General features: G+C 70.9%; 19 protein-coding genes. 13 read left to right on the forward strand and 6 right to left on the reverse strand.

The genetic code is table 11. The features are described 5' to 3' along the window. Positions 1-110: 110 nt before the first annotated feature. Positions 111-824 (reverse strand): polyphosphate--glucose phosphotransferase, encoded by a 714-nt coding sequence (gene ppgK, locus KME78_RS22790; RefSeq protein ID WP_219531133.1) that lies wholly within the window; start codon positions 822-824, stop codon positions 111-113. A gap of 220 nt (positions 825-1,044) precedes the next feature. Between ppgK and KME78_RS22795 the strand changes: the two genes are divergently transcribed. Together KME78_RS22795 and KME78_RS22800 are read left to right on the forward strand one after the other, a co-directional pair. Further along, the gene (locus KME78_RS22795) at positions 1,045-2,076 is read left to right on the forward strand and encodes a TIGR03118 family protein (protein WP_219531134.1); all 1,032 of its coding nucleotides are present in this window, start codon (positions 1,045-1,047) and stop codon (positions 2,074-2,076) included. A gap of 211 nt (positions 2,077-2,287) precedes the next feature. After that, entirely contained in the window at positions 2,288-3,103 is an 816-nt protein-coding gene (locus KME78_RS22800; RefSeq protein WP_219531135.1) for a MerR family transcriptional regulator, read from the forward strand. Here KME78_RS22800 and KME78_RS22805 read toward each other — a convergent pair. Genes KME78_RS22805 through KME78_RS22815 form a run of 3 tightly spaced genes read right to left on the reverse strand, consistent with a single transcriptional unit; the run spans position 3,100 to position 5,817 of the window. Further along, positions 3,100-3,678 (reverse strand): HAD family hydrolase, encoded by a 579-nt coding sequence (locus KME78_RS22805; RefSeq protein WP_308127092.1) that lies wholly within the window; start codon positions 3,676-3,678, stop codon positions 3,100-3,102. The genes KME78_RS22800 and KME78_RS22805 overlap by 4 nt on opposite strands. After that, a complete protein-coding gene (locus tag KME78_RS22810) occupies positions 3,675-4,280 on the reverse strand; it encodes a response regulator transcription factor (RefSeq protein ID WP_219531137.1) in 606 nt (201 codons plus the stop codon). The genes KME78_RS22805 and KME78_RS22810 overlap by 4 nt, the downstream gene beginning before the upstream one ends. Before the next feature lie 16 nt (positions 4,281-4,296). Next, the gene (locus KME78_RS22815) at positions 4,297-5,817 is read right to left on the reverse strand and encodes a carboxylesterase/lipase family protein (protein WP_219531138.1); all 1,521 of its coding nucleotides are present in this window, start codon (positions 5,815-5,817) and stop codon (positions 4,297-4,299) included. Between the two features lie 131 nt (positions 5,818-5,948). On the opposite strand from KME78_RS22815, the gene KME78_RS22820 reads away from it, so the two are divergent. Next, positions 5,949-6,767, forward strand: a complete 819-nt coding sequence (locus tag KME78_RS22820; RefSeq protein ID WP_219531139.1) for a DUF4253 domain-containing protein — start codon at positions 5,949-5,951, stop codon at positions 6,765-6,767. A gap of 82 nt (positions 6,768-6,849) precedes the next feature. Here KME78_RS22820 and KME78_RS22825 read toward each other — a convergent pair whose 3' ends face one another. Continuing rightward, on the reverse strand, positions 6,850-7,683 hold the full coding sequence (locus tag KME78_RS22825) for an SAM-dependent methyltransferase (protein ID WP_219531140.1): 834 nt from the start codon (positions 7,681-7,683) through the stop codon (positions 6,850-6,852). Between the two features lie 166 nt (positions 7,684-7,849). Continuing rightward, the gene (locus KME78_RS22830) at positions 7,850-9,100 is read right to left on the reverse strand and encodes a helix-turn-helix domain-containing protein (RefSeq protein WP_219531141.1); all 1,251 of its coding nucleotides are present in this window, start codon (positions 9,098-9,100) and stop codon (positions 7,850-7,852) included. A 335-nt stretch (positions 9,101-9,435) separates the two neighbouring features. On the opposite strand from KME78_RS22830, the gene KME78_RS22835 reads away from it, so the two are divergent. From KME78_RS22835 to KME78_RS22880, 10 genes are all read left to right on the forward strand, one after another. Then, the gene (locus KME78_RS22835; RefSeq protein ID WP_219531142.1) at positions 9,436-10,095 is read left to right on the forward strand and encodes a hypothetical protein; all 660 of its coding nucleotides are present in this window, start codon (positions 9,436-9,438) and stop codon (positions 10,093-10,095) included. After that, the gene (locus KME78_RS22840) at positions 10,092-11,687 is read left to right on the forward strand and encodes an MFS transporter (RefSeq protein WP_219531143.1); all 1,596 of its coding nucleotides are present in this window, start codon (positions 10,092-10,094) and stop codon (positions 11,685-11,687) included. The genes KME78_RS22835 and KME78_RS22840 overlap by 4 nt, the downstream gene beginning before the upstream one ends. Positions 11,688-11,698: 11 nt before the next feature. After that, the gene (locus KME78_RS22845) at positions 11,699-12,013 is read left to right on the forward strand and encodes a hypothetical protein (RefSeq protein ID WP_219531144.1); all 315 of its coding nucleotides are present in this window, start codon (positions 11,699-11,701) and stop codon (positions 12,011-12,013) included. Between the two features lie 51 nt (positions 12,014-12,064). Continuing rightward, entirely contained in the window at positions 12,065-12,262 is a 198-nt protein-coding gene (locus tag KME78_RS22850) for a tautomerase family protein (protein ID WP_214635801.1), read from the forward strand. A gap of 98 nt (positions 12,263-12,360) precedes the next feature. Further along, positions 12,361-12,657, forward strand: a complete 297-nt coding sequence (locus KME78_RS22855) for a glutamyl-tRNA reductase (protein WP_219531145.1) — start codon at positions 12,361-12,363, stop codon at positions 12,655-12,657. Then, entirely contained in the window at positions 12,657-13,382 is a 726-nt protein-coding gene (locus KME78_RS22860; protein ID WP_219531146.1) for a maleate cis-trans isomerase family protein, read from the forward strand. Before KME78_RS22855 ends, KME78_RS22860 begins: the two co-directional genes overlap by 1 nt. Then, positions 13,379-14,575 carry an FAD-dependent oxidoreductase gene (locus KME78_RS22865; protein WP_219531147.1) on the forward strand — a complete coding sequence of 399 codons (1,197 nt, stop codon included), beginning with the start codon at positions 13,379-13,381 and terminating at the stop codon, positions 14,573-14,575. The genes KME78_RS22860 and KME78_RS22865 overlap by 4 nt, the downstream gene beginning before the upstream one ends. Next, positions 14,568-15,377 (forward strand): aspartate/glutamate racemase family protein, encoded by an 810-nt coding sequence (locus tag KME78_RS22870; protein ID WP_219531148.1) that lies wholly within the window; start codon positions 14,568-14,570, stop codon positions 15,375-15,377. Before KME78_RS22865 ends, KME78_RS22870 begins: the two co-directional genes overlap by 8 nt. Before the next feature lie 5 nt (positions 15,378-15,382). Continuing rightward, positions 15,383-16,360, forward strand: a complete 978-nt coding sequence (gene hemB, locus KME78_RS22875; protein ID WP_219531149.1) for a porphobilinogen synthase — start codon at positions 15,383-15,385, stop codon at positions 16,358-16,360. A 45-nt stretch (positions 16,361-16,405) separates the two neighbouring features. After that, positions 16,406-19,402, forward strand: a complete 2,997-nt coding sequence (locus KME78_RS22880) for a hypothetical protein (protein ID WP_219531150.1) — start codon at positions 16,406-16,408, stop codon at positions 19,400-19,402. Positions 19,403-19,418 lie beyond the last annotated feature (16 nt).

Here is a 19,418-nt window from a genome sequence, read left to right on the forward strand (position 1 = left end):
GTTGTCGTCGTGGACGACCACGGTCACTAATGAGACTCCTCAAAAGCCCATCAGGTTGCGCTCCGGACCCACCTTTCTTGATCACCCAGGTAGGAGCGTCGCGAAGATGATCATTTGACCGCGAGGGCGGCTCCGATGATCCCCGCTTCGTTGCGGAGGCGGGCCGGGACGATCGGGGTGTCCACGTGCACGTACGGCAGGAACTTGTCCGCCTTCTTGCTCACGCCCCCGCCGATGACGAACAGCGACGGCCAGAACAGCATCTCCACGTGCCGCAGGTACTCCTCCACCCGCCCGCCCCACTTCTCCCACGTCAGGCCGTGCTCCTCGCGGGCGCGGTCGGAGGCGCGGAGCTCGGCGTCCTTGCCGTGGATCTGCAGGTGCCCGAACTCGGTGTTCGGCACCAGGACGCCGTCGGCGAACACCGCGCTGCCGATGCCCGTCCCGAACGTCAGCATGATCACGGTCCCCTCGCGGCCCTGACCCTCGCCGAACCTCATCTCCGCGATCCCGGCCGCGTCGGCGTCGTTGAGTACGGTCGCGCCGTCGAAGAGCTTCGTCGCGTTGACGCCGATCCAGGAGTGGTGCACGTTCGCGGCCGTCATGATCACGCCGTTCAGCACCACGCCGGGGAACGTGACGCCGACCGGGCCCGTCCAGCCGAAGTGCTTGACGATCTCCACCACGACCTCGGACACGCCCTGCGGCTTGGCCGGTTGCGGCGTGGGGATGCGCAGGCGCTCCTGCGTCAACTGCCCCGACGCGGTGTCCACGGGGGCGCCCTTGATCCCGGATCCACCGATGTCAATGCCCAAAACTTCCATGTCCCTCCACTCCCCCGAAAACGGCCTCATTGACGCGCTGGGCCAATATTTCTGGCCCTTACTGAACCGCCCTTGCGTCTCCCGCGTATCTCCGGCCACAAGCGCTAACAAGGAGGCACGGATGCGGCTCCGCATCATCACACTCTGCGCTGGTGCGGTCGTCTTGAGCACGACCCTCACCGCCCCCGCACAGGCAGCGACGAATACCAAGTTTGACGTCGTGAATGTCGTTTCCGACATCAAGGGAAAGGCAGCAGTCACCGATCCTAAACTGGTCAACCCTTGGGGGCTGGCCATGGGCAAGACCCTGTGGGTCTCCAACACCGGCACCGGCTCCGCCACCGTCTACTCGGGCGCGGGACAGAAGGAAGCGACCGAGGTGGCCATCCCCGGTGGCGCTCCGACCGGCCAGGTGTTCAACAGCTCGGGCGAGGGCTTCACCGTCAAGGGCAAGCCCGCCTCGTTCATCTTCTCCAGCCCGAGTGGCGCGATCAGCGGCTGGAACGCCGAGGTGGACCCGAAGAACGCGATCATCGCGGCCTTCACCCGGGGCGCCGACTACAAGGGCCTCGCGATGGTGAACACCGATGACGGCGACTTCCTGCTGGCCGCCGACTTCGCCAACGGGCGCCTCGCCGCGTGGAACTCCGAGTTCGAGAAGATCAACCTGTCTCACCGGGCGTTCAGGGACTCGTCGGTTCCCTCCAACTACAAGCCGTACAACGTGACCTTCAGCGGCGGCAGCGTCTGGGTCGCCTATGCCCTGCGCGACTCGGCGACCGGAAAGTCCATCCCGGGCGCCGGCAAGGGCTTCGTCAGCCGCTACAGCGTGAGCGGACGCCTGCTCGGACGCATCGCACGCACCGGGCTCAACGCCCCGTGGGCCGTCGTCGCCGCCCCGAAGCAGTTCGGCGTGTACACCGGATCGGTGCTGGTCGGCAACTTCGGTGACGGGACGATCCACGCTTACCGCGGCAACCGCCACCTGGGCGCGCTGCGCGACGGCAACGGCAAGACGATCCTGCTGCCGGGCCTGTGGGACCTCGAGCAGGGCACCGCGGCCACCGGCGGCGAGAACGCCCTGTGGTTCTCGGCCGGCATCGAGAAGACCCAGCACGGCCTGGTGGGCCTGATCCGGCCCGCGGGCTCGGGATCGCAGGTGAGCACCCCGTCGACGAGCCCTACGCCGACGAACCACTCGTCGCACAAGCCGTCGACGACGTCCAGTCAGTCCCCGTACGGGAGTTACTGACAGGACCCGCTGAGCGTTTCCGGCACGGCAGGCGCGAGCCGTGCCGGAAACAAGCGCTAGGTTTTTATCTGAATTCCGTACGACTTTCATGCGGCTCAGCCCGGGGATGACTCACATCCTGTGCGAGCCGCTTTCTCAGTTGGGCCGCCGCTTGACCTTGTCCCTGGGGTAACCCTCAGCGTGGAGGGTGACAGGGACGAAGGAGGCGGCGATGGGCCTGCTGACGATCGGGGCGTTCGCCAAGGAGTCCAGGCTCTCGCCGAAGGCGCTGCGGCTCTACGACGAGCTCGGACTGCTCATACCGGCCAGGATCGACCCGGTCAACGGCTACCGGCTCTACGAACCGGACCAGCTCGAACGGGCCAGGCTCGTCGCCTGGCTGCGCCGGGCGGGCATGCCGCTGGCCAGGATCAGGACCGTCTGCGACCTTGAGCCCGCCGCGGCGGCCGAGGAACTGCGCGCCTACTGGGCGCGGGTCGAGGCCGAGCACGCGAGCCGGAAAGACGTCGTCGCCTTCCTCGTCGAGCGGCTCACGGGAGAGGGCGGTTCGATGTTCGAGGTAGAGGTACGCGAGGTACCGGAGCGGATGCTGCTGATCGCCAAGCGCAGCGTCACGATCGACCAGCTCGCCGGGTTCACCACGGAGCAGGTGGCGCGGTTCGGGAACGGCACACTGCCCGTGCTGCCGGGGATCGGCGGGGCGCCGTTCCTGGTGTTCCACGGGGAGGTCGACGCCGACAGCGACGGGCCGGTCGAGTGGTGCCGGCCCATCCCTGCCGAGCAGGCCGACGAGATCGGCCGCCGGTTCCCCGACCTGCAGGTGCGGGCCGATCCCGCGCATCGGGAGGCGTACGTGCGGCTGACCGCGGCGCAGGTCGACGAGGCCGGCTCGATGCGGGCGATCCAGGCGCTGCGGGACTGGGCAGGCGAGCGGGAGTTCAGCGGGCCGCCCCGGCAGGTGTTCTTCGCCGACCTGACCACGGCGGCCGAGGACGCCCCGGTGAGCGACCTGGTGGGTCCGTTCTAACCGAGAACGGCCGCCAGGTCGGCGATGCCGCGGTAGTGCACGCCGGTCATCCCCAGGGCCTGGGCGCCCGCCACGTTCTCCGGCCGGTCGTCGACGAACAGGCAGCGCTCGGGCGCGGCGCCGGCCAGTTCGGCCGCCAGCTCGTAGATCCGCCGGTCGGGCTTGGCCAGCCCCACCCGGGCGCTGCTGACCACCGCGTCGGCGAAGTACGTGAGCCCGAGCCACTCCAGGTGCTCCTCCAGCGTGTCCATGGCGTTGGTGACCAGCACCACCGGCACCTGCTCCTGGGCCCGCGCCAGCAGCGCCCTGACCTCCTCGTCCACCCAGAACGGCACCGCCGCGAACTCGGCGGCGGCCTGGCGGGCCCGCTCGTCGCCGCCCAGCGCGACGGCGATCGACTCGATCCACTGGGCCTCGGTGATGTGGCCGAGCGTGGCGGGGCCGATCAGATCGGGGTCGAAGGCGGTCTTCCGCAGGGGCAGGCCGTAACGGGCCTCGATGTCGGCCTGGACCGCGTGGTCGAACTGGCGGAGCACTCCATCTAGATCACAGAGGACCGCGTCAAAGGGGATCACAACCACCCATTGTGCCGCGCCAGCTGGGCGGCCTCGATCCTGTTCCGGGTGCTCGTCTTGCCGATGGCGGACGACAGGTGGTTGCGTACCGTGCTCTCGGAAAGGTGCAGCCGCGCCGCCACGTCCGCGATCGTGGAGCCGTCGAGCGCGGCGGCCAGCACCTCCCGCTCGCGGTCCGTGAGCGGGCTGGGCCCGGCGTTCAGCGCGGCGGCGGCCAGGGCGGGATCGATGATCCGCTCCCCCGCCACCGCCCGGCGGATCGCCGCGGCCAGCTCCTCCACCGGCCCGTCCTTGACCAGGAACCCCGCCGCCCCCGCCTCCATCGCCCGCCTGAGGTAGCCCGGTCTGGCGAACGTGGTCAGGACCAGCACCGCGCACTCCGGCAGCGCGGCGCGCAGCACGGGCAGCACGTCGAGACCGCTGCGGCCGGGCAGCTCGATGTCGAGCAGCGCCACGTCGGGCCGGTGCTCCGTGGCCGCCGGTACGATCTCGTGGCCGGCGGACACCTGGGCGACGATCTCCAGGTCGTCCTCCAGCCCGAGCAGCAGCGCCAGGGCGTCGCGCATCATCCCCTGGTCCTCGGCGATCATGACTCTGATCACGACGCCCCCTTCGCGCCTACTTCCAGAAGGCCAGCTTGTGCTCGGCAGCGTAGTCGACCGGCCGGATCGCCCCCGGAGCCAAGGACAGAGTGGACGGAGTGCCGGCGGAGACGCGCGGCCAGGCGGGCAGGCCGCGGCCGTTCGGGTCGCCGGTGCGGGCGAAGTTCGTCCAGTAGCTCATCATCTGCCCGGACAGCCGCTCCTGGGCGGGCGACAGCTCGGCCTTGGCCTCCGGGAAGATGTACGGCAGGTCGCTCGCGTGGTAGGCGCCCCAGTCGAAGTCCGCCTCCAGCGGCAGGAACATCGGCGCCTTCCGGTCGGCGAACTCGTAGCCGTAGACCGGCGCCTTCTTGGCCAGCAGCGCGTTCTGCTCATGGGTGGACCGGGCCCACATGCGATCGGTCAACACGGTCGCCCAAGCGATACTCGGCGACTTATAGCGACTTACCGGATATTTCCGGGCAATTTGCTCAGCGTTCGCTCCGAACGCATCTTTTAGCAATTGCCGGTAAACCGGAGAGGTGCCTTGGACGTCGTAATTCATTCCGACAAAGATCCGGTGTTCGTCCCGCGTCGTCCCCGCCAGCACCGGCATCGGGCTGGTGTGCCCCTTCCGCATCGCGTCGGCCGGCGATTCGGGCAGGACGTCGTTCCCGTACGCGTACGACTGGAAGGCGTTCATGATCTGCGGAACCTCAAGGATCTTCTTGACCGGCAACGCGCGCAGACAGGCCAGGTCAGAGCAGCCGAGCTGCTTGGCGTACGCCTCCCCCACGGCGCTCACCTGGGCGGCGGGCCGCCACGCGAACGACGGCAGGGCGGGCACGCCCGGCACCATGCTGTTGGCGGGCATGTCCATCAGGGTCTCGCCGCTCTGCATGATCGCCCGCTGGAACAGGCCCCTGGCCCCCGGCGAGGAGAGCTGGCCGCCGATCGACAGCGCGCCGTAGGAGATGCCGAAGGCGGTCACGTTGCCCGGGTCGCCGCCGAACGCCGCCGCGTTGCGCCTGACCCAGCGGAGCGCCTCCTGCTGGTCCTGCAGGCCGTACGTGCCGGAGTTACGCAGCCCCGGGTAGCCGAACCCGCTGAACACGCCGAGCCGATAGTTGATCGTCACGACCACCACGCCCTTGGCGGCCAGCTTCCGGGCGTCGGAGAAGTGGCCCGCGCCGACCGCGCCGTCGCCGTGGATCCACACCATGACCGGCCGTCCGTGTCCGGGAACGGCGGGCGTGGTGACGTTCAGGAACAGGCAGTCCTCGTTGTCGCTGCTGGTCGGCGCGTACGGAGTGCCGACCTGCGGGCACAGGGCGCCGGGCTCGGTGGCCTCCCGCACCCCCTGCCACGCGGGCACCGGCTTCGGCGCGTCCCAGCGCGCCGCCGTGGCGTATTTGATGCCCTGGAAGAGGCGATTCGCCGAGGTCACCGTGCCGCGCACGGCTCCCGACGCGGTCTCGACGACCGCCGGATCCGGCTTGCTGACTGCTGGTTCGGCACACCCAGTGAGGAGTACGGCCAGCGCTAGCAGAATCTTCATGCCTCCACCGTCTCGAAGACGGGGCGGCCGGCAGAAGATTCGCCTGTACGGGATCGCCCAGGACAAAAGTCCTGGAGCAACCGTCGGTACTACCATCTCGGAGACAGGATTCGGTAGTGAAACGGTAGGGCATGAACGATCATCAGCTGCCACGTGAGGTGTGCCAGCTGTTCGCCGACCGCGGCAGAGGGCGGCTCCTGCCGCTCAGCCTGCCCGAGGGCGACGTCGTCTGGCCCGATCCCGGCTACACGCACCAGGGCGAGGCGGCCAGGCCCGCGTTCTGGATGAGCGACGAGGCCGTGGCGGGCACTGACTGGGCGCGGTTCCGGACCGCCCACCCCCGTAGCGGCCTGTGGCCCGTCCTGCTGGACGAGTCCGCGCAGCCCTGGTCGATCGGCCAGGTCGTGCCGGACGAGGTGCTGATGATCGACCACTTCACGGCCGAGGGGTTCATGGCCGAGGTGTGGCAGGAGTGGGTCGGCAAGATGCCGCCGGACGCCCTGGAGGAGCTGGAGCCGTTCGGCGCGCTCTGTCCGGGCCCGGCGCCGCCGGGGGTGCTGAGGGCCGACCCGGGCGCCGTCGCCGACTGGTACGCCGGTGAGCTGTCGGCCAGGGGCCTGCCGCTCGGCCTGGTCGCCGCGCACCGGGGCGCCGACGCGCTGGCCGTGATGGGCTGGCAGGGGGCGCTGCACCACAACGAGTGGATGGTGCCGCTGGCGGCGGTGGTGCGCAGCTGGGAGGACCGGTTCGGGGTCCGGGTGGTCGGCGTCGGCTTCAACACGCTGGAGCTGAGCGTCGCCGCGCCGCCGGTCGAGCCCGAGCACGCGCTGCACGTGGCGGCCGAGCACTGGACCTTCTGCCCGGACAACGTCGTCCAGGGGCCGGGCGATCTGCACAGTTACGCCGAGCAGATCATCGGCCGGCATTACTGGTCGTTCTGGTGGGACTAGCTCTGGACCCTGAGGGTCCGGCCGGTGCGTCGGGCCGGACCCTCGGTCGCGGGCACCCGCGAAGGCGCCATGGCCGGGCGGATCAGGGAAGGCGGGCCACGGCGCCGTAATTGCCCGACGAGCTCGGCTGGTCCGCGCACGCGCAGTCCAAGCCGTCGGGCCGCCAGAGCGGGACCCACACCAGTCCCGGGTCCAGCAGTTCGAGCCCGTCCATCAAGGCCGCCACCTCGGCACGTGAGCGGATCACGTGTCCTGGCAGCGTCATCGCGAGCAGGTCGTTGATGGCGGGCAGCAGTTCGGTGGGGATCCCGTCGAAGGTGGTCTGAAGGAGCGCCAGGTAGCTGCCGTCCACGACGGCGTGGCGCAGGCGCTTGATCACGAAGGACGCCAGCTCGTCGTCGCTGAGGCTGTGCGTGGACAGGAGCAACACCCCAACAGGCCGTTCCCAGTCGAGGAAGCGGGCCACGACCTCGTCGGTCAGCATCTCCTCGATCTGCCGTACGTCACCTTCCACGACCCGGACCAGGTCGTGGACGCGCTCGATGGTGACGTGGGCATTGGCCAGGACCATGGGGTCGTTCTCGACATAGACCACGCGGACGTCAGAGGCGGCCGAGGCGTCGCGGGCGACGTCATGTAACTGATGTCCGGGCGGCAGCGCGCTGGGCACGCCACTGCCGATGATCAGGAACTGGTCGATACCGGCGCCGGCCAGGTGACTCACCACCCGTGTCAGGTAGCGCAGGACGGCTCGTGCGGCGGAACCGGTGACCGGAACCGCCTCGTCGTAACGGCGCACCGCATCACTGTCAACCTCGAAATGGTTCTTCCCCCCCGCGGCGGCGTCGAGTATTCGGGTGACACTCGCGCGGGTGGTGTCAAGGTTGGTCAGATTTCGGATGGCACGCTGACGCATTGAGTGTTGCCCCTTTCCCCTCGCCAGGAAGAAAGTTCGGTCCCACCGACCCCACTCATTTGGTCCAACAATACCAATGATCCATCAACGCCCGCATCTGACAATAGAAAGAGCAATATTTGTTGGGAAATATCCATTTCCCGTTGTGGCGCGGGGAAGTGTCAGATCATCTATGGGTCAGGCGGTCACGGTGCGCATACAGCAACTCGTGAGTTTCGTCGCCCATGGTGGTGGTGACCGACAACTTGGTGAAGGCCTGGTGGTAGGCCTCGACCGCGGCCGCGTCGGTGATCACTTCATCGGAGTCGATGGCGTGGGCGCAGGCCACGTCGGGCTCGAAGGCCTCCGGGAAGCGCCACATGGTGAACGATCCGCTACGGGGCAGATAGATCGGATCGTCGATCGGCACGATGTGCAGCGAGATGTTGGGCCGCTTGGCGTACTCGATCAGCCGGTCGAGCTGAGCCGCCTGCGTCCGGGGGTCGGCGATCGAGCGCAGCAGGACGCTCTCGTCGATCACCGCCCACAGCACGGGGCCGTCGGCGTGGTTCAGCAGCGCCTGGCGGGAGCGGATCAGGCCCACGGCCGCGTCGGCCGACGTCTGGCCGAGCCCGGCGTTGCCGGCCACCTCGATGGCGGCCCGCGCGTACGCCTCGGTCTGCAGCAGCGGCGGGACGAGCTGGGTCTGGTAGGTGCGGATCAGTGAGGCCCGCTGCTCCAGCGCGTACGTCGCGGCCATCCAGACGGGCACGGAGCCGGCGTCGTACCAGGAGGGCGGGCGTTCGCCGCGAGCCAGCGACAGGACGTACTCGCGGGTGGGCGGGGCGGTCACACCGTAGAGGGTGAGCAGCCGCTCGACCGTGACGGGCGCGGGCGTGACGCGGCCCTCCTCGATCGCACCGATGGCGGCGGCGCCCCGGCCCAGGGAGGTCTCGACCTCTTCCGGCGACATACGCGCGATCAGCCGGAGGTTGCGCAGGCGGTCGCCGAGCGCCTCGCGTTGCGGCTCGGTCAGCGGGGCCGCGGCTTCGGGGATCTCGGGGGCGGTGGCCTCCGGCTGTTCGGGCAGCCCTTCGGCCGCGCGCGCGAGCGCTATCACGCCGCGCAGGACGCTCAGCGACCCGTCGGAGAGCCCGGAGGCGGACACGCCGATCGCGGCGGCCCGCAACTGGAGCTCCTCGACCGCGCCGGAGTCCACGGTGTCCTCGCCCAGCAGCCAGCCCACGCTCACCTGAAGGCAGGCGGCGAGGGCGCGGAGCACCTGGAGGGTCGGGTTGGTCTGCTTGCCCGTGCGCAACTGGCTGACGTAGGCGCGGGTGATCGGGATGCCGGCCTCGGTGAGGGCCGCGGCAAGTTGAGCCCCCGAAAAGCCGCGCTTGCTCAGAGCGAGATCGAGTCGCTCGGCGAAGTTCGCCACTCGTACCTCCCAGCCGCCACAAGCCTCCAGCGTAAAGGAAGCCTGGCTCGCCGTCCCCTGCCCCGCGGGAAGCGAAACTCCGCAGCGGGAGGTCAATGTATACGAAAACTGTCAGTTGACACAACGAGCGGGGGACGCCCACTATCGTACTGATCGTGGTAACTGAGACTTGACAGCCGGAGGGTTCTGGAGAGTCTCCGGCGAGGAGGTGGCCGGACGTGACCGTCGATTCCATCGATTCCAAGGTCCGTTCCTGGTTCTCGAAGAATCCAGCTCCGCCCGCGCAGGCGAACGTGATCAGACGCGTCTGCGCTCGGGCGGCCCCAGAGAGAGATGTGATCCATGTAACCGAGCTGCCACTTGGCGGCGTACAGGTCTGGGTGGACGACACCCCCGACCGGTGGAGTGTGCAACACCGCATGGCCCGCGAGCTGCGGCTCGCCGGGTGGCACACGGAGGCGGGCGCCGATCGCCTGCTGGTGCTCGGTTGGAGCGCCGACTGCCTGCACCACCGCGCCCGCATGCTGGCCGCGGCGCTGAGGGGCCGGCTGGCCGACTTCGACCAGACCGCGGTCATGGCCGTCATGATCGCCAACCCGCTGAAGGACCGGGACCTGTCCATCGACGAGATCACCCTCGAGGTGGAGACGCAGCTCAGCCGGTCGCTGCGCTGGCCCGACAGGCTCGCCGATCTCGACGGGCTCCAACGCACCGCGACCGTGGAGCAGCTGCGGCTCAGGCTGGCCCAGATCGCCGGTCTGGAGGCCAAGGTGGCCCGCCGCTGTGCCGAGCACCTGGCCCTGGCCGCGCAGGTCGCCCTGACGCTGGCCGGCGGCGACGTGCCGTCCAGGGTCCGCGAGAGCAGCCGCGACCTCGGCCTGACCGAGCGGGTCGTCGCCGCGAGCGTGCCGAACAACAGCCCGGTGCCGGTTCCCGCCGAACCCGTTCCGGCCCCGGTCGAGCCCGAACTCAGCTACGCGGAGTCGGCCCGATGACCTTGACGCCCATCCGCGAGGGCGTCACCGGTCCCACGGTGATGCCCGCGATGCCGTCGGCTCGCCGGATCCGGGGGCGGTTCGCCGTACTGCGGCTGGTCGCCTCCGGAGTGGTGGTCGCGATCATGGCGGACAGCACCGCGACGACCTTGGCGATCCCCGTGCTCAGCCGAGACCCGCTGGCGGCGGCCCTGCCGCTGTCCGAGGTCACCTGGGTGAGCACGGTCAACTTCGCCGCCGTCGCCGCGCTGCTGGCCATCGCCGGGCGCTTCGCCGACCTCCTGGGCAGGCGCAGCATCCTCGCGCTCGGGCTGGCCCTGTACGGGCTGGGCGCGACGACGGTCATCGCCGCCCCGTCCTGGACCCTGCTCCTCGCCGGGCGGGTGGCACAGGGCGTGGGCGCGGCGCTGATGTTCCCCGCCTCGCTGGCGCTGCTGCTCGGCGAGCTGCCCGCCAACCGCCGCGCCGGAGCCATCGCGCTGTGGAGCGCGTCGTCCGGCATCGGGGCCCTGGCCCTGCAAGGGGGCGGGGGCTGGCTGCTGACCGAGTACGGCTGGCGCGGCCTGTTCCTGCCCGGCGCGGGACTCGCGGCGGCGCTGCTGATGCTCACCCCGGCGCTGCCCCGCAACCGCGGCACCAGGCAGGGCGTACCTGACCTGTTCGGCGCGGTGCTGCTGATCGGCGCGGTCGCGGGAGCGGTGCTGGCCATCTCCCAGGGCAGCCTGTGGGGCTGGACCTCCGTGCGCACGCTGGCGTGCGCGGGAGGCGGCGGGCTGCTGTTGGCCGGGGCCATCGCGATCTCGTGGCGGCATCGCGCCGGAGCGATCGACATGAGCCTGTGGCGGCGTCCCGGCTTTCTGTGGGCCGGCGCCACCTCCTCCATGTACGGAGCCGCATCCTTCGTCGTGCTGGCCATGGGGCCGCTCTACCTGCGCAACGCCGAGTTCGACACCAGCACCATCGGCCTCTGGCTCACCCCGATCTCCATCGCCATGATCGTTTCGAGCCCGATGGCCGCACCGATCAGCCGGCGCATCGGCATCAACGGCGTCATCTACGGCGGTGCCCTCACGCTCGGCACGGGCTGTGCGCTGATGCTGGCCCAGCCGTACCCGAACCTGTGGTGCCTGCTGGGCGCGGTCATGCTGGGCACCGGGTTCGGCTTCCTGTCCACCGGAACGTTCATGGTCGGCTCGATGGCCGCCGACCCCAGCCAGTACGCCTCGGCGGTCGGCGCGATCAACACCGCGCGCATGCTCGGCGGAGCCATCGGCGTGGCCGGCGCCTCGGTGCTGGTCGACCATCCCATGCTGGCCGGACCGATGCCGGGCTTCTCGACGGTGCTGGTGGCCTGCCTGGCGGTGGCGGTCCTGCTCGGCGTCGCGGCACTGATCCGCGTAGCCGTCGCGGCCACCAGCAACCGGCCACGCCGTCCCTCCCTGCGAGAGGCGGAAGCGGAGCTGGTGCTGCTGCGCAGCCTGCTCGCCGAGCTCCGCGACAGCTTCGTCCAGGTCCGCAGCGAGGCCGAGCACGAGCTGGCCCGCTTCGGTGTCCAAGACCCGTCCGCATTCCGGGCCCTTGACCAGCGCTGACAGGAGTGATCATGCTCGCGAACGAGACCCGCAGGCCGTATCCGCACCCCTACGAAGTGCGCTCGCCCAGCGTCCGGCACGTGCTGCCGCCGAGCGCCAGGCCCGATATCGACGACACACAGCCCGCGAGCATTCCGCTACAGACCATCCCTCTTCAGAGCAATCCCCTTCAGAGCATCCCCACCCAGGTGGCCGCCGACGGCGGCGTGCCGCCGCAGACCCCACCCGAGCTGACGGCGCGCACCGTCCACCGGCTTCGCCACATCCGGCAGGTGTCGGACCAGGCGATCAGCGTGATCGACCAGGCGCTCCACCAGGTTCCCTGACTCCCTCAGGCCGTTCCTTGAACCCCCCAGGCTCCCTCGCAGGAGGAACTCATGCTCACCATCCAGGTCGAATCCCCGGCAGGACTGGCAGTAGACAGACAACGGGAGTTCGCCGATACCGTGATCGGGGCAGCGGTGGATCTCCTAGGAGTGGAGCGCGGCGAGATCCGGCTTGTCCTCACTGACTGGGACGAGGCGCGGGCGCGTCGGGAGGCGGCGTTCTGGGCCGCGGCTTGGTCGGGTTGCTGATGCCCGCCACCCTCGCCCGCCGGGCGACCGCCGGCGAAGGCGGGAACGCTCTGGGGGCTTCGTACCGCTGCCCTAATGGCTCCAGAAGCGTCCCAACGGTGCCGGTGCCGCATACCGTCCCCGTCGTACAAGCACTGAAACGGAAGGCGGCCGCCGTCGCGGACGCCGAGCTCGGACGGCTTGCCTCCCGCGCGCCCAGCCTGGACGCCGCGGCCCGCGCCGAGATCAAGGACGCCGTCCAGCGGGTGGTCGACGCCTTCCTGCGCGAGCCGATCAGCCGGGTGACCAGCCACGCCGACTCGCCCCTGGGAGAGAGCTACGCGGACGCCTTGTGCGAGCTGTTCTCCCTCGAACTGCCTGCCTTCTCACTCGACCATCCAGCCAGGAGCGCCTGATGAGCCGCGGCCGGGTCGGCGTACTGGTACCGCCGGCGAACCCATCGGTGGAGCCCGAAATGGCGCGGCTGTTCGGGTCCCGGGCCGACATGTACGTGAGCCGTTTCCCGGTACGGCCCGGCCTGACACTGGCCGAGCGGCTGGAGACCTACAACGAGGTCCTGCCCGCGATGATCTGCTCGTTCGGCGACCTGCCGCTCGACGCACTGGTCATGGCGTGCAGCGGCTCGCGATATCTGTTCGCACCCGAGGAAGATCGTGAGAGGTGCGACAAGCTGAGCGGTGAGGCGGGCATCCCCTTCGCCTCGGCGACACTGGCGACGCGGGAGGCGCTGGAGCACATCGGGGCACAGGAGTTCGTGCTCGTCTCGCCGTATCAGCCCTGGCTCACCGAGCTCGCCGAACGGTTCTGGGCGGCGGCGGGCCTGCGCGTCACCCGAGTGATCCCGGTACGGGCGCAGGGCGGCTTCTCTCCGTACACCGTCACGCCGAACGAACTGGTCGAGCAGGTGGAACAGGCCGGTCTGCCGAGCGACGCGGTGGTGCTGTTCAGCGGCACCGGGATGTCCACCCTGCCCGCGCTGGGGCCCCTGGGCGCCGGCAACGACCGGATCCTGCTCACCTCGAACCTGTGCAGCGCCTGGTGGGCGCTGGCGCACGCGACCGGTCAGCCGGTCACGCTCAGCCGGGTGCCGCACCGCCCGGTCGCGCAGGGGCGGTCATGAACGGCGTCACCGTGGTCGGCGCGGGCCCGGTCGGGCTGACCGCGGCGCTCACGCTGGCGCGGGCCGGCGTGCCGGTGACGGTCCTGGAACGCGAGCCGGGCCTCGGCCGGCAATCGCGGGCCTCGACCTTCCACCCGGCCACGCTCGACCTGCTGGAGGAGCTCGGGATCGCCACCGCGCTGATCGCCCGTGGCCGGGTGGTGGAGCGGGTGCAGTGGCGTGACCGGGCGGGCCGGGTGCTGGCCGAGATGCTGATGGGCAGCCTCGACGGCCTGACCGAGCACCCGTTCCGGTTGCACGCCGAGCAGTCCACGCTCACCGCGCTGCTGCTGGAGGCGCTGTCGGCCTACCCGGAGGCGGAGGTGCGCTTCGGCACCCCGGTCGACGGGATCGCCGAGGGCGGCACGGGCGTCCGGCTGCGCATCGGCCGTACGTGGGCGCGTGCCCGCTACGTGGTCGCGGCCGACGGCGCGCACAGCACCGTGCGCAGCTCGCTCGGCCTGCCGTTCCCGCGCTCGGAGTATCCGACGCAGGCGCTGCGGGTCTTCACCGACTCACCGCTCGACGCGCTGCTGCCCGGCCTGGCACCGCTGACCTACATCCGCGACTCCCGCCAGTCGTGCAGCCTGCTGGCGCTGCCCGATCACTGGCGGATCATCATCAGGATCCCGGGCGACGCCCGCGACCCGCTCAATCCCCAGAACATCGCCAAACTGGTGCACCGCGCCCTGCCCACCGAGAAGACGCCGATCCGGGTGATCGGGGCCGACCGGTACAGCCTGGCCCGCGGTGTGCTGGGCTCCTACCGGTGCGGGCGGGTGCTGTTCGCAGGCGACGCCGCCCACCTGACCTCCACGGCCGGCGGCCTGAACATGAACGCCGGCATCCACGACGCCGTCGAGATCGGCCAGGTGCTCGCGGCCGTGCTCGGCGGGTTCACCGCACCCGCCGCGCTGGACGCGTGGGCGTGGCGGCGGCGCACCGTACTGGTCAACCGGGTGATCCCGCGCAGTGAAGCACGGGTGGCCGGTGTGCAGGACCGAGACACCACAAAGCTGGCGGCGGCCATGGCGGGGCTGCGCGCCATCGCCGGCGATCCGGAGTCCACCCGCGCCTACCTGGCGCAAGCCTCGATGCTCGACACGATGCCCAATCGCTTAACGCCCCATCAATCTCACGTGAGGCATGGCTGACATGCGCATCTGGTTCCAGAAACACACCGTCGAGGGCCGGTCGGCGCTGCTGGACAAACTGTACGCCGAGCACCTATCCAAGATCACCGAACCCGGCACCGAGGTGGAGATCCACACGTTGCCGGCCGACACATATGGCACCGACCTGCCCGAGCACCTGGTTGGCTACGGGCAGCTGGGACTGCTGTTCGGCAACTACTTCGCCCAGACGGCCGTGGCGGCCGAACGCGACGGGTGCGCGGCCTGGATCAGCGGCGCGGGGCAGGACCCCGGGCTGGCCGCCGCCCGCACACGCGTGTCGATCCCCGTGGTCGGCTACGGCGACGCGGTCTGGCAGGCGGCGCGCATGGAGCGCCACCGGCTCGGCGTGCTGGGCTTCATCCCCTACCTGGCCGAACCGATCACCGAGAACATCCGGGCGGCGGGCGCCGACCTGGCCTCATATCAGGTGGTGGAGGACGGCACCACCCTCGTCCAGCGAGCCCTGGCCCAGGACTTCGGCCCGCTGCTCGAGGCGTACACCAAGGCCGCGAAACGGGCGGCGGACGCGGGCGCGCAGTGGCTGGTGCCCGCCGAAGGCATCCCGAACGAGATCCTCGTCCACCTCGGCGTGCACGAACTGCACGGCCTGCCGGTGATCGACCCGGACGGGCTGGCGGTCAAGACGGCCGAACACCTGTGCCACCTGCGCCGGCTCAACATCACCGCGCGCAGCACCACCGGCTACTGGTACCGGCTCCCGCCCGCGGATGCTGTCAGGCACGCGGAACGTGTTTTCCTCGGCAAGGTAATCGGAGGCTAGGACCCATGAGCTTCCCCGCTGACCGTCCCCGCCGCCTGCGGCGGACCTCCGCCCTGCGCGGCCTGGTCGCCGAAACGCGGCTGCACCCGGCCGACCTGGTGCAGCCCCTGTTCGTACGCGAAGGACTCGACGAACCCCGTGACATCCCCAGCATGCCCGGCCAGGTCCAGCACACCCGCGACAGCCTGCGCAAGGCGGCCTCGGCCGCGGCCACCGCGGGCGTCGGCGGCCTGCTGATCTTCGGCATCCCGGCCGAGAAGGACCCCGAGGGCTACGGCGCCTGGGACCCGTGCGGCATCGCGCAGCTGGCCATCGCCGACGTCGCCAAGGAAGTGGGCGACGCCACCGTGGTGATCAGCGACATCAACCTGGACGAGTACACCGAGCACGGCCAGGTCGGCGTCCTGGACGCGACCGGCGACGTCGACAACGACGCCACCCTGCGGGCCTACGCCGAGGTGGCGATCGCCCAGGCCAACGCGGGCGCGCACGTGGTGGCGCCGAGCGGCATGATGGACGGCCAGGTCGCCGCCGTCAGGCAGGCACTCGACCGGGCCGGCCACCATCGGGTGGCGATCCTGGCCTATGCCGCCAAGTACGACTCCGCCTTCTACGGCCCGTTCCGCGACGCCGTCGAATCGCGGCTGACCGGCACCCGCTCGACCGCCCAGCAGGATCCCGCCAACAGCCGCGAGGCGCTGCGCGAGGTGCTGCTGGACATCGAGGAGGGGGCCGACATGGTGATGGTCAAACCGGCGGGCCTCTATCTGGACGTCGTACGCATGGTGGCCGACGCGGTCCACGTGCCGGTCTCCGCCTACCAGACCTCCGGCGAGTACGCCGCGATCGAGGCCGCCGCCGCCCAGGGGTGGCTCAACCGCGACCGCGCCATCCGGGAGAGCCTGACGGCGATCCGGCGGGCGGGCGCCGGGAGCGTGATCACCTACTGGGCGACGGAGATCGCGGAGCAGTTACCTGGCTGAGGCTTCTCCGGTTTTTGGGTGACTCTTCGGTAGCTCTGGAAGGAGGTGGCACAGGTGATGTGGCGGACGTTGACCGAGGACGTACGAGAAGAGATCCGCGACCTGTGCGACGAGTACGGGTCCCACCTCTACGACTATTGCCGGACGGAGCTCGCCCAGAGCGAGGCCGAACTGGCGGTCGCCGGGGCGCTGCTGTCAGCGCACGGCCACACGCACCGGGTCGTCGACTCCTCCCTGGTGCGGCCGTGGCTCTACGGGCTGGCCCGGGCGCATCGCGCGGCCGTGGCCGGCCCGGCGAGCACCGGTTCGTGGTCGCGTTCCGGCCGGATGCCGGACCTGCTGCCCGAGGCCCTGCGCGCGCTGGACACCCTGCAGCGGGAGTTGCTCGACCTGTCCGTACGGCACGGGCTCACGCATCAGGAGATCGCGGTGATCTTCGATGTGACGCCTCCGGACGTGACGTCCATCGTGAGCGAGGCGGCCCGCGGGGTCGAGCGGTGGTTCTCCGCCGTCATCGCCGCCCGGGCCGCCAACGGCTGCGCCCAGCTCGCCGCCAAGGTGACGGCCTGGGCGACGACGCCCACACGGCGCAACCGAGCCCGCATCAGCCGCCACATCCCCATCTGCCCCACGTGCCGGGCGGCGCCCCGGGCCGTGGTGGCGGCCACACTACTGCGTGAGCTGCCCATCGCCACCGCTCCACCCACCCTGCGCGACCGCCTGACGTGGGCACAGCCGCTGCCGGACGCGGGCGAGCTGTGGCGCGTGGACGGGTTCCCCGTGCAGGTTCGGGGGCTGGTCGAGGCCGCTCCCATGCTGATCTCCCCGATCGCCGACCCCACGGCGGCGACCAGGGGAAGCACCTGGCCGGCGGCGGGCGCGGCTGCCGCCGGCCAGGAGCGCAAACCCCACAGGAGCCATCGCGCCCCCACCACCGTCCCGACCCGGCACAACCCACTGCCCACCACCCCGGCCCGAACCGACGCGCCACCTGCCACTCCGTCTCGTCACGACGCCCCGTCCGCCGCCCCGTCTCGTCACGACGCCCCGTCCGCCATCCCGCTTCAGCGGTCCGACCCGGACGCGAGTCCGGCGCATCGCGATCACGAGACCACCATTCCGCTCGCCCGGAAACCCGCTGCCGGCGTCCTCCCGGGGCGCGTCGCGGCTACCGGCGCGTCGGCTCCCGGCATCCTGGCCGCCCCCACGTACGAGGCTCCGGCGGCTCCTCCGCAGAGCGCCCCCAACAGCCGTCAGCAGGACCAGGATGGCCCGGCTGACTCACCGCTCCCCGAGGCGGCCTCGGCACCGTCCGAGCCGGTCTTGCGGCTGCCTGGGCTGGTCATCGGCGGGCCTCCGGTGCCTGAGGTGCCCGCGCAAAGCCGCCACGAGCTCGGCACACCACCGGCCGACCCGCACGCGGCGACCGCGCCCACCGGCAACCGACCGCCTCTGGCCGCCCCCGTCGGAGAGCCGCCCACGCCGGCCGCCCCCACCCGCAAGCGACCGCCTCTAAGCGCCCCCATCGGTGAGCCGCCCGTGCCGGATGCGTCCGCCGGCCAGGCGCCGACGGATGCGGCCGATCGGGGCCCGGCGGCCGGTGCGGGGCCGCGTGGTCGGCACCCCTTCGGCGATCGTCACCGGGACGTCCTGGTGGCCACCGCCCGCGACAGGCAGGGCGTATTCGTGGCGGCCAGCGGCACCCGCCGCGACACCCCCGCCGCCAGGAGCCGCCCGGCCCCCTCGGCCCCGAGCAGCCGCCGGGACGCCACGACCACGAGCCCCCACCGGGACGCGGCCACCCCGGGTACCCGCCGGGACACCCCCACCCCAGACACCCACCGAGACGCCACGAGCACCCGCGGAGACAGACCGCTCACGCCCCCCGGCACTCGCAGAGACGGGCCACTCACCACTCCCGGCACCCGCGGAGGCGGACCGCTCGCCACAACCGGCACGCGCCCGAACGCTCTGATCGCGACCACCGGCGCCCACCAGGACGCCCTCGCCACCCGCCGGAACGGACCGTCCAGCACGGCAGGCAGCCACGAGGACGCCCTGCTCACCACCCACCGAAACGAACCATTCACCACAAACCGCCCGGACGCCCTGTTCACCACCGCCGGCGCCCACCGCGACGCCCTGATCCTCGCCGGGGGCGAGCACCGAGACCTCCTGGTCGCGACCCCCAGCATCGACATCGGCCCAGGAGGCGCTGGACCGGACGCGGATATCTGGGGCGACCGCCCGGAGGACCCGGACACGGAGTTCTGGCGTAACCGTCCCGACGACTTCGGGCCCGACGGCCGGTTCACCATCCGGTCCGTGGCCACGGTGGGGCTGCTCGTCGGCGCCGGGATGCTGGTGGCGAGTCTCGCCTGGTCCGGCCTGCAGAGCCGCCAGCGCCCCGCCACGTCCGAGACGCACACCAACCGGCTGTCGAACACCGAAACCCTCCCGGCCGCACCACCGGCGAACGGCCCCAACGTCATGCTCAACCCCACGGTTGTCCCGCCACCGGCCGGCGTGACGGCGACCGGCCCCGCGCCCACCCCGTCGGCCAAGGGCGGCCCGAGTGCCACGGCAGCGCCGTCCAACCCGGAATCCAAGCTGAGCGACACCCCCACCGGCGAGGTCCGGCCGCAGAAGATAGCCCTGCCCGGCCCCCATCCCCCGGTCGCGAGCCTGTCGCCGTCGTCGATCAACCTGGGCACCCGCCGTACCGGATCATTCAGGTTGGTTTGTCCGGGTGACTGTAAGGTCACCGCGGTGTCCGGATCGAAGGGGATCGCGGTCTCCGCGCACGCGTTCCGGGTCCGCGTGCCCGCCTCACGGCCCGGCTGTCCGGGGCCGCCCGCCACCGAGTTCGGGCGGATCACCGTACGGTGGACCGGTACGTCCAGCGGCGACGGCGAGAACACCACGGGCGTCGCCCGCAGCAGCGGCACCCTCAACCTGCGCCTGTCCTGGACCGTGGCCAACGCCAAGGGAGCGTTCGTGGCCGACGGAAAGGGCGGCGGCTACTGGACGAACTGCGGATAGCTCAAGGGAACCCCAG

Origin of the sequence: Nonomuraea guangzhouensis (assembly GCF_019396345.1) — a bacterium.
In the GTDB taxonomy this organism is placed as follows: Bacteria; Actinomycetota; Actinomycetes; order Streptosporangiales; family Streptosporangiaceae; genus Nonomuraea; species Nonomuraea guangzhouensis.

Bases quoted from the DNA above. Each gene is read 5' to 3' on its own strand.
- ppgK (WP_219531133.1), bottom strand. From the start codon at position 824: ATGGAAGTTTTGGGCATTGACATCGGTGGATCCGGGATCAAGGGCGCC.
- KME78_RS22800 (WP_219531135.1), top strand. From the start codon at position 2,288: ATGGGCCTGCTGACGATCGGGGCGTTCGCCAAGGAGTCCAGGCTCTCG.
- KME78_RS22815 (WP_219531138.1), bottom strand. From the start codon at position 5,817: ATGAAGATTCTGCTAGCGCTGGCCGTACTCCTCACTGGGTGTGCCGAA.
- KME78_RS22820 (WP_219531139.1), top strand. From the start codon at position 5,949: ATGAACGATCATCAGCTGCCACGTGAGGTGTGCCAGCTGTTCGCCGAC.
- KME78_RS22825 (WP_219531140.1), bottom strand. From the start codon at position 7,683: ATGCGTCAGCGTGCCATCCGAAATCTGACCAACCTTGACACCACCCGC.
- KME78_RS22840 (WP_219531143.1), top strand. From the start codon at position 10,092: ATGACCTTGACGCCCATCCGCGAGGGCGTCACCGGTCCCACGGTGATG.
- KME78_RS22845 (WP_219531144.1), top strand. From the start codon at position 11,699: ATGCTCGCGAACGAGACCCGCAGGCCGTATCCGCACCCCTACGAAGTG.
- KME78_RS22850 (WP_214635801.1), top strand. From the start codon at position 12,065: ATGCTCACCATCCAGGTCGAATCCCCGGCAGGACTGGCAGTAGACAGA.
- KME78_RS22860 (WP_219531146.1), top strand. From the start codon at position 12,657: ATGAGCCGCGGCCGGGTCGGCGTACTGGTACCGCCGGCGAACCCATCG.
- KME78_RS22865 (WP_219531147.1), top strand. From the start codon at position 13,379: ATGAACGGCGTCACCGTGGTCGGCGCGGGCCCGGTCGGGCTGACCGCG.
- KME78_RS22870 (WP_219531148.1), top strand. From the start codon at position 14,568: ATGGCTGACATGCGCATCTGGTTCCAGAAACACACCGTCGAGGGCCGG.
- hemB (WP_219531149.1), top strand. From the start codon at position 15,383: ATGAGCTTCCCCGCTGACCGTCCCCGCCGCCTGCGGCGGACCTCCGCC.